The following is a 9,563-nucleotide window of genomic DNA, read 5'->3' as shown; positions in this document are numbered from 1 at the left end:
CCTCTTCCCATGCCGAACAGAGAAGTTAAGCCCACCAGCGCCGATGGTACTGCCGAAAGGTGGGAGAGTAGGTCGCCGCCATCCTTCAAAGCCCCGAGCACATCGGGGCTTTTTTTTTGTATATTCGTACCCTGTATGAAGTTTACTCTTCTTGCCATAGCCGTTTGTGTTATCACCTCTGCATTTGCTCAAAATGCAGATGGAAATAGTATTCTGGTTAATAAAACTTTGGGTGTTAACCAGTATATTTTGCCCCCCGATACAATACCCAGCTCCTCCGATACTCTCAAGCTTAAGCTTCCCTCACCAGCAAACATTCTGGATACTACTGTAAAAGCAGCAGTAGATACGATCCCTACTGATAGTATTGGGGATGTTACTAGGTCGAGAACAAATAGAATTATTCAGAATAGATCTATTATTGAGTTACTGTCTATCCCTTTATCCAAAAGAATTTTCTCATGGAGGTTTAATGATCATTTCCTCGAGTATGAGCAGGTACCCATTGATACAACCTTATGGTTAAATCATCTTTTTTATCCTCAGCAAAGTATCGATGAGAGTTACACCTTTTTAGGCAATATTGGGAGTCCTAGTGTTAGTAATCATTTCTTCTCTCGCCCTGAATCGAATACTTTCCTGCTTAGCAGATACTTTTCTGCTTACGGAGATAGAGTTCAGGCAATTCCTCAGTATAACGTACGTTCGCCTTATACCACACTATTTTACACAAGTGCTGGGAAAAGATCGGAGATGGAGCAGCTATTCAGCGTACTGCATACTCAGAATGTAAACAAGCATGTCAATATTGGTATTTCCTATGATCATTTTGGGACTAAGGGTATATACGAAAATCAGCATACTAGGAACAACTTAATTACCCTGTTTGGAAGTTACCACAAGGGCAATATGTTCGGTCAGGCAAGTTTTGTCAATAGAAGCTTTAACAACGAAGAAAACGGAGGTATTAGGTTTGCAGATGTTGTCCCGGGCGACACCCTTGAGAGTAAGCTAATACCTATATGGCTAGCGAATGCTAAAACGATAACTCGTGAAAGATCAATTTCGGCTCTACTGGGCTACACTTTCATCAATATAAAGGAGGTGCGTTTGGCAACTGATACTATTGATAGGTATATTCCTTTAGTGAGTACTAAGCTCCATTTGTCGAGAGAGAGACATTCAAGAACCTTTATTAATACGGGCAGTGGGGACTACTTTACCAACAGCTATTTAACGCAAGGGGTATTATACGATTCGATAGCTCTTACCAATTGGGATTTGAAAGCTGTGCTAGAGATTAATCAGTTTGCGAATATTCCTGGTATGCCTGGCTTAAGGGGATGGGTGGGCTACACCCATTCGTCGTACCATATGTTTAACCCCGATAATTATATTCGTGGCCATTCGAATAATACATTTTACTCTGCCCATATAGGTGTTGCTGCGTTTAGCGAGAGCCCTTACCTGTCGTACAGGGGGGCAGCAAAAGTTTACTTTAGCGGAGACAGGGCAGACGATAAGGAACTTAGGGGAGATATGCGCATTTCGCTATGGAACGATCCAGAGATGCCCCAGCTAAAAGGAAAGGTATTGATATCGGAGACCACTCCAGATATTTTCTACCGCACATATTTCAGTAATCATTTTAAGTGGGATAATAGGCTAGTCAAGGAGAAAAGGTTTCAGCTAGGTGCTTCGTTCGAAATTAGTAAATGGGCTACCGAAATAGGTTACAATGTTGTACACATTAGCGATTATCTTTACTTTAATTCCAACAGCTTGCCATCGCAAACATCCGATATCACAATTACATCGGCATACGTTCAAAAGAATTTTAGATTTCTGAAAGGTTTCAACTTTTTTAACAGGGTAGTATGGCAAGCCAACACCAACTCGGACGCTCTGAGCCTACCCGATTTTATTGCATTTAGCGCCCTATTCTACGAGTCGGTTTTAGTCCCTGGAGCATTAACGGGGCAATTTGGCGTAAACCTCACCTACAGTACAGAGTTTTATGCTGATGCCTTTAACCCTGTGACAGGGCAGTTTTACAACCAACGGCTTGTTAAATTAGGAAATTATCCAACTGTAGATGTGTTTGCCAATTTTAAATGGAAGCGAGCCATACTTTTTGTAAAGTATGAGCATCTAAATCAAGGCTACCCTCATAACAGGTACTTTTCAGCCTATTCCTACCCACTAAATCCACAGATTTTCAAGTTTGGCGTTTCGTGGATATTCTACGACTAGTCGTCAAAAAAAAGAAGTACTTTAGGTTTAATCCATTACTTTTGTTGCCGTTTAATCAACAATATACTATGTATGAGTATTTTGAGAAAATACTTGATTAAGATTTTTGGTTTATTAGTAGTACTTGTTTTCTCTGAATGCAACTTTAGCCCACTAAACAATCGTTTTTCTGGGGCTGAAGGGGTTCGCGATTTGGAGCGCATTGTGGAGGAAGGGGTTCTTGTTGCCGTTACCGATATAAATACTACAAACTATTTTATCTATCAGGGTACACCCATGGGGTATCAGTTCGATCTGCTACAGGCTTTCGCATTCCATATTGGTGTGAATCTGGAGATTATTGCCGAGAATGATCTGGAGAAAGCATTTGATATGCTAGACGGTGGGCGAGTTGATGTGTTTGCTAACAATTTGACTATAACTAACGAAAGGGCGAGGAAGTATGGCTTTACCATTCCCCATAGCACCACAAAACAGGTGCTTGTTCAGCGCAAAGGGGAAGGCTCTGGGCGAATAGAGAATCCCTTGCAGCTTGCGAAACAAATAGTTTACGTTCAAAAAAGTTCAGCATCGGCACATCGGCTTAAAAATCTTTCCGATGAGATTGGAGCCGAAATACATGTGGTTGAAATGCCCAACTACGAGGCCGACGAGCTTATTGAACTTGTAGCTAATGGTGAAATTGATTTCACGGTTTGCGATGAGGACGTAGCTCGCGTGAATTCGTTCTTTTATGGTAATATCGATGTGGAAACACCAGTTAGCTTCGATCAGAATTTGGCCTGGGCTGTTTCTAAAAAATCGGAAGATCTTTTAGCCGCACTGAATGAGTGGTTAGAAACTTTTACCCAAACGGCAGAATACAGAATAATTCGGGGCAAATACTACAATAACCCATACTGGGCTAGGAGGGTTTTTACTGAAACTTTTAGGGTGCGAACTGGCAATATTTCACCTTGGGACGAGGGCTTTAGGTACGCTAGCTCAACCATTGATTGGGACTGGAGGCTATTTGCATCGTTAGTTTATCAGGAGAGCCGGTTTCGGCATGATGTGCAATCGCACATGGGAGCATATGGATTAATGCAGTTTATGCCAGCTACAGCCGAGTTCTTCGGAATAAATCACATTGCTGATCCACAAACACAAATACGTGCTGGTGCTCAGTACCTAAAATGGCTCGAGAAACGTTTCGAGGATAGCGTAACCGACCCTGAGCAGCGAGTTAAGTTTATCCTGGCATCATACAATGCTGGTTTGGGGCATGTTATTGACGCAAGAAATCTGGCCCAGAAGCATGGCAAAGACCCCAATGTTTGGGATAATAATGTAGACTTCTTTATACTAAACAAATCTAACCCAGAATTTTACTGCGATACTACCGTAAGGTATGGAATGCTTAGAGGGGTTGAGACCTATAACTACGTGAGCCAGATAATGCAGAGGTATAAGCACTATCAGAATATTATCCCTGATTAGCAAAAGGATATCAGTAGGTTTAGTACAGCTCGGTAAATTCTGATATTATCATGGCAGTTGCTCCCCAAATTACCTCGCCTTCAACCGCATAGTAGGGGGCAGATATTGGCATACTACCAACACAAATTGTTTTAACCGAAAGATTCTTAGGGGCTTTAAAATCCATTAAATCTGCATGAATTGTGTACTCAACTTCTTGCAGGTTCGGATGTAGCTGCTCGGGGCGAGGAATAGTGCACACCACCGGCAAAACCATTAGGTTGCTTACGGGTATAAATAGAGGCGTAAGCGAGCCAATAACTTCCACTTTATTCGCATCAATACCTATTTCCTCCTCCGCTTCCCTAATTGCTGTTACAGTAAGCGAATCGTCAAAATCCTCCTGTTTGCCTCCGGGAAAGCTTACCTGTCCGCTGTGTGCCCCATTATAAACCGTTCGCTTGATGAGGATGGTTTCGGCCTTGTTGCCATTGGGATAAATGGCGATAAGCACAGCGCTGCCGCGTGTTTTTGTATCGGGAGAATTCGGAAAGCCAGCTCCCCCACGAAACGAGGGAGCCATCCTTTGCTGTGCCTTAAACCCAGGCAGTTCCTTAAGCAAGTTGGTTTTTAGTTGGCGTACTATCTTATCAAAATTACTCATTAACTCATCACTTTCTGAATTGCCTTATGAAGCTCTCAACCTCAGGAACTCCTCCTTGGTAAACAAGATATCCGTTGTAAGGTTCTTTGGGAGTAATTTCGCTGTTGATTGGTGTAAGCATCAGCCTGCGTACCTCTTCCGGATCGTCGGTTTGTCCAAGTGCCCAGCCCAGTTTTATGTAGGCCGTTTCGGGAAGCATATTCTCACCCGGAATCACGCCTTTTGCCATCATATCGCGTCCGGTGTCGTAAACAAACATATGTACGTAACCCCAAAGGGTCTGCACGGTCATATATACGTGAACTCCCTTTTTATGAGCACGCTCAAGGGCCGGGTACAGCGGTTTATTTACGTGCCCTAGCCCTGTTCCTGCAATGATAATACCCTTGTAACCCATATCAACTAGCGCATCAATAATCTCGGGCTGCATATTGGGGTAGTAGTACTGAATAGTAACTTTTTCTTCGAAGTAGGGCATAATCTTTACGTTCCTATCCTTACGCCTGTGGGCGTAATCTTCCTTGATGGGCTTAACTCCGTCGTTACGGCTAACTGTGGCCACGGGCGTATCGCCAATGGTGCGGAATGTGCTTCGGTACGACGAGTGCATTTTACGCACCCTGGTTCCCCTGTGGAGGAATCCGTACTCATCGGATGTTGGGCCAAACATACACACCATGGTTTCGGCAATATCGGAATGGCCTGCCGCAATGCAGGCGTGCATTAGGTTAAGCGCAGCATCGCTGCTGGGGCGGTCGGAGCTGCGCTGCGAGCCAACCAGCACAATGGGTACGGGCGAGTTTTGTACCATAAACGTGAGCGCTGCTGCAGTATGGCTTAGCGTATCGGTGCCGTGCCCAATGATAATACCGTCGATTCCGTTCTCAATCTCTTTGCCTATGGCAATTGCCAGCGCTTTGTACTGCTCGGGGCCCATATTCTCACTGAATACAGCGAACAACTTTTCGGTGGTAAGGTTACAGATATCGGCCAGCTCGGGAACTGCACCATACAATTCGCCCGGCGAGAAAGCTGGTATTACGGCTCCTGTTCTGTAATCGAGCCGCGAGGCTATGGTTCCGCCTGTGCCAAATAGTTTTACCTTGGGCAGGTTGGGCGTGTAGGGGAATTCCTTTTCGGGTATCTTGTAGGTGGCCTTAAAGTAGCCAGTTTCCTTCATATCCTTAATGGTAACGATATCGATGCCTATGTTGTAGCCCGTTTCAATTTTTAGCACAATATGCTTGTCGTCGTCGTTCTCGGCGCGGGGTAGTATTGTTCCGTTAAACTCGCCACGCGTAGTGTGTATGGTTACCTTACCCCAAACCCGTGCGTTATACTTTTTAAGTACCTCAAGAGCGCGACCCTTATATCCTTGAAAAAAATCTTCCATTTTGATGTGGTTTAATTGATGTGATGACAGTGACTAGAGTTTGGACTCAACCTCATTTCGAAGTTCCTTGAGGCACACATTACCTATGGCCTGCTTGTGTAATTGGCCTAAAACCCAACTAACCACAATGTCCTTGCTGTCATCTTTTGATGTTTTTATCTCTCTAAATTTTTCAATTAGATAATTAATTGGTGCTAGCAGCTCCTCTTTGGTCTTACGCTTAAAACCAATGCTTGTTAGTACCGAATCGAAATCCATATTGGGGTACTCGTAGATGTGAGGAAGCATTAGCTTGGCTAGCTGAAACTTCAAACCCTCCTGCTTTAAGAACTTGAAAAGATCGACAATTCTATTGTACGTAAAGTTGCTGTGCTTTGGCTTGGTTCCCTCAATATGCTTTAGGGTGTGACCAAGGAACGTGCCTGCAAAGCGGCCCGTTACTCCCAAATCGACCAGCTGCTCGATAATGGGAACAAGATTCCGCTTAAGGATATAGGTGTACGTATCGGCAGGGACTTTCCAACTCTTCAGCTGGACAAATCGTTTCGAGACCTCTGGTGGAATACGGCTGCTCAGCTTCTCAATAAGCTCTTCCTGTAAAGGAATTGGTGGCGAGTCGGTGTCGGGGTACATACGGTCGGCACCGGGTAGTACGCGCTCAAAGATGGTGGTCCCATCGGGTAACGATTTGCGGGTTTCTCCCGGTATTCCCTCAAAGGCCATCCTGCATCGTTCCTCCACGGTTTCTATTGCTGTGGGAATATCATCGGTTGGTCCCCAAATAATGCAAATGGCATCGTTCTCGGTAGCCTTAAGTAGCTCGGTGAGCTTTTGTACGTCGTTGTCGCTTAGCTGTTCGTGTAGCTCTTCGGTGCTAGTCATATTGGGTCGCTCTATGCAAGCAATAACCTTTAGCCTATCGGCCAGTTCGTTGCTAAACGATTGCTTGGGCTGGGTAAAGTGCGACAGGATACCCTTAAAGCCAGGTAATTTTATGGCTACAATTTTAGTCCCATTCTTTGTTCCATTGGTTGGGATAAAGTCGAGGCCCATTTTTTTAGGAGATATTTCTTGCCACTCCAAATTCCACTTTTTAGGGTCGGGAAAACGTTGGAGCAGCAACGTGCGGATATTTAGCAATGCCCACTGTCTGAAAGCCTCGTTGTGCGAGAGTTCAGGAATCCACCGATTGTGGGCTACACCCTTAATCTCCACCCGGGTACCACCCTTGCAGCTGACGTTCACATCTTCGCGCCCGGCGCCCATACCGGTTCTAACTCTGCCCGTACTCCGGTTTAGGAAGCGGATATGCTCGGCAGCCTCGCGCAGCTCATCGGGGGTAAGACATTGTGGGTGCGTAACTGTTTCTATGAGCGGCATGCCCAAGCGGTCGGTTTTGTAAATCCTGTTGTGCCCAATATCGGAAATTTCTCGGCATGAGTCCTCCTCGATGCTCAGCTGCAGTATGCCAATCTTCTTGTTGCTTAGCTGGATTTCACCTTCAACCCCAAGTATCGCAGTTCGTTGGAAACCTGTGGGGATACTACCGTCGAGGTACTGCTTGCGGGTAATATGAACCTCGCCCACAATATTGAGCTTGCTAAGAAGCGAAATCTCAAGGGCATACTCAAGCGCTTCGCGGTTAATGGGGAATGGCGGGGTATCGTCAATCTCGTATGTGCAGGCAGTTTGGTTGTTGATGCGGTAAAAGATATTCTTTCGGGTTTTAAATTCCATAAGCGCTGTTCCATCGTATTCGCCCATTTCGCTGAGCGTTGGCCGCATATGGCGGATAATTTCTGCATCGTAGTCGTTGTGGTCGTGGTAGATGCCTGCAGGGCAACGGCAAAAAAGCTTTTGCTTTGTTTTTAGCTGCTGATGTACTTCAAGCCCCGACTTAAAGCCAATGCGTTCGTAGTCGGATTTTTTTGCCTTTTTGCGGCTTACGTAGCCAATGTCCTTTTGGGTCTGAAGATAGTTTTTCCGGGGATCGAAGCCACTGGCGCTGGATTTCTTTTTCATCGTGCGGTATGTTAAAGGCTGGTTAGGGTAGATATTCATTTTAGTCTCCCTAAATTTAAAATTGTTTGCCGATACCACAAAGCGAATTGACAATTAGTTTTTTAACGGGTTATGAACAGGTGATCGGTAGGCGGTGATCGGTGGTCGGTAATCGGTGGTCGGTAATCGGTAGGCGGTTGTCGGTAATCGGTAATCGGTAATCGGTAATCAGTAGGCGGTGGTCGGTGGTCTGAGGTCGGTGGTTGGTAGTCAGTTGCTGCTTGCTTATTGCCAGCCTTAAAATGAGTGAATGGTTGATTCCTTTTACCTGAGATCTACAACCAATCAACCAATCAACCAACCGAGCGAACTTTGCGAGCTCGCCGCAGGGCAATCAATCAATCAGCCTGCTCTGACGCCAGTCAGGCAGGTCATTCAAACAGAGTGTGGTCTTATAATTTGAGCTAGGATAAGGAATTACTCAAACTTAATCGTCTTATCGGGGCTAATGCGCGATATCACCAGCGATGGGATTAGCAGCATGGCGATGGTAACCATAAAAGTGCCGATATTGAGAAGTAGAATGTGAATTACATCGAGGTTGATTGGAACCGTTGATAGGTAGTAGCTGGCCTCGTCGAGCTTAAACAGACCAAAATGCAGCTGTACTAATGCTAAAGCAATTCCTATTAGGTTCCCCCAGAAAAGTCCCCGCGCAATAATGCGGCCCGATTGAATAATGAATATGTTTTGAATAAACCTATTGTCGGCGCCAAGCGCTTTAAGCACGCCAATCATGTTAGTTCGCTCAAGGATGATAATGAGCAGTCCGGCAATCATATTGATTCCAGCAACGGCTAACATTAGGGTGAGCAGAATTACCACATTGATATCCTGTAGGCCCAGCCAATCGAATATTTGTGGATACTTCTCAATAATGCTCATAACCCGAAGCCTAGAGCCATCCTCAAGGAAGTTGAAGGCTACAATGTCATCAACATCGTAGGTTATCTCGTTTATCCTTCGGAAGTTATCAATCAGTATTTCAAGCCCTGTGGCCTGGGTGGGCTCCCACCCATTAAGGCGTTGAATGTGCTTCAGGTCGCAGATCACGAACAGCTTATCGAACTCGGCCATTTGCGAGTTGTATATACCCTCCACGGTAAAACGACGTATGCGAGGAGGCTCCTGCACAAAGAACATATCGAAGGTATCGCCTACACTTAGCCTTAGCAGCTGCGATATGGTTCGAGATATTACCACCCCATTGGTTGATGTAGAGTCGTTTAGGGTAAGTGTATTGCCCTCGGTAAGGTTTTTTTCAAAGAAACTCCAGTCGAAATCCGTATCGATACCCTTTAGCACCACCCCTTGCATATCGGTATCGGTTCTAATAATACCAGGCTTTAGCCCAAACCTTTGCACATGGCGGATGCCCTTAATCTCCATTATTTCGGGTAAAAAGTTTACCTCGGTGCTAATGGGAACGGTTTCGAACGATAGGTTGCGGTCGTAGTTTACTATCTGGATGTGGCTTCCAAAGCCAATGGTTTTCTCGCTAATCTCACGCTTAAACCCTGTGATAACCGACACGGTAATAATCATTACCGCTAGGCTAAGTGCAACGGCAATGGTCGCAATTTTAATGAAAGGACGCGACAGGCTTCCCTTGGCTTCCTTCGGATCGGTTAGGCGATTGGCTATAAAACTCTCGATTCTCAAATGCGGGTATTTTTATTGATGTGCAAATTTAGCAAATTTGTTTGGCCTTTCGAGGGCTCATGGGTATATTCG

6 protein-coding genes and 1 rRNA gene are annotated in these 9,563 nt (G+C 45.2%); 3 read left to right on the top strand and 4 right to left on the bottom strand.

Annotated features, from left to right (window positions below; genetic code table 11):
• The 3 genes from rrf to G8O23_RS13545 form a co-directional block, all read left to right on the top strand.
• Nucleotides 1-84: ribosomal RNA gene (rrf, locus tag G8O23_RS13555) — 5S ribosomal RNA — on the top strand; the annotation flags it as partial.
• 51 nt (nucleotides 85-135) lie between these two features.
• Nucleotides 136-2,253: a putative porin gene (locus tag G8O23_RS17715; RefSeq protein ID WP_166365732.1), complete on the top strand. Its 2,118-nt coding sequence runs from the start codon at nucleotides 136-138 to the stop codon at nucleotides 2,251-2,253.
• A gap of 72 nt (nucleotides 2,254-2,325) precedes the next feature.
• Nucleotides 2,326-3,732, top strand: a complete 1,407-nt coding sequence (locus tag G8O23_RS13545; RefSeq protein WP_166365730.1) for an MltF family protein — start codon at nucleotides 2,326-2,328, stop codon at nucleotides 3,730-3,732.
• Nucleotides 3,733-3,751: 19 nt separating this feature from the next.
• On the opposite strand, the gene G8O23_RS13540 is transcribed toward G8O23_RS13545, so the two are convergent.
• From G8O23_RS13540 to G8O23_RS13525, 4 genes are all read right to left on the bottom strand, one after another.
• Nucleotides 3,752-4,375, bottom strand: coding sequence for an NUDIX hydrolase (locus tag G8O23_RS13540; RefSeq protein ID WP_166365728.1), 624 nt, complete (start codon nucleotides 4,373-4,375; stop codon nucleotides 3,752-3,754).
• Between the two features lie 7 nt (nucleotides 4,376-4,382).
• Nucleotides 4,383-5,768, bottom strand: a complete 1,386-nt coding sequence (gene gatD, locus G8O23_RS13535) for a Glu-tRNA(Gln) amidotransferase subunit GatD (protein ID WP_166365726.1) — start codon at nucleotides 5,766-5,768, stop codon at nucleotides 4,383-4,385.
• Nucleotides 5,769-5,801: 33 nt separating this feature from the next.
• Complete coding sequence (gene gatE, locus G8O23_RS13530) at nucleotides 5,802-7,790, bottom strand: Glu-tRNA(Gln) amidotransferase subunit GatE (protein ID WP_166365724.1); 1,989 nt, start codon at nucleotides 7,788-7,790, stop codon at nucleotides 5,802-5,804.
• A gap of 456 nt (nucleotides 7,791-8,246) precedes the next feature.
• Nucleotides 8,247-9,491: an ABC transporter permease gene (locus G8O23_RS13525; RefSeq protein ID WP_166365722.1), complete on the bottom strand. Its 1,245-nt coding sequence runs from the start codon at nucleotides 9,489-9,491 to the stop codon at nucleotides 8,247-8,249.
• Nucleotides 9,492-9,563 lie beyond the last annotated feature (72 nt).

The sequence above is a fragment of the Perlabentimonas gracilis genome, from assembly GCF_011174675.1.
GTDB lineage: Bacteria > Bacteroidota > Bacteroidia > Bacteroidales > Tenuifilaceae > Perlabentimonas > Perlabentimonas gracilis.
Note: the sequence above shows the minus strand (reverse complement) of the source record. Positions and strands in the feature narration are given on the sequence as shown.

What these genes read in the sequence shown, in the direction of transcription:
- G8O23_RS17715 (WP_166365732.1), top strand. Translation starts at nt 136, where the DNA reads ATGAAGTTTACTCTTCTTGCCATAGCCGTTTGTGTTATCACCTCTGCA.
- G8O23_RS13545 (WP_166365730.1), top strand. Translation starts at nt 2,326, where the DNA reads ATGAGTATTTTGAGAAAATACTTGATTAAGATTTTTGGTTTATTAGTA.
- G8O23_RS13540 (WP_166365728.1), bottom strand. Translation starts at nt 4,375, where the DNA reads ATGAGTAATTTTGATAAGATAGTACGCCAACTAAAAACCAACTTGCTT.
- gatD (WP_166365726.1), bottom strand. Translation starts at nt 5,768, where the DNA reads ATGGAAGATTTTTTTCAAGGATATAAGGGTCGCGCTCTTGAGGTACTT.
- gatE (WP_166365724.1), bottom strand. Translation starts at nt 7,790, where the DNA reads ATGAAAAAGAAATCCAGCGCCAGTGGCTTCGATCCCCGGAAAAACTAT.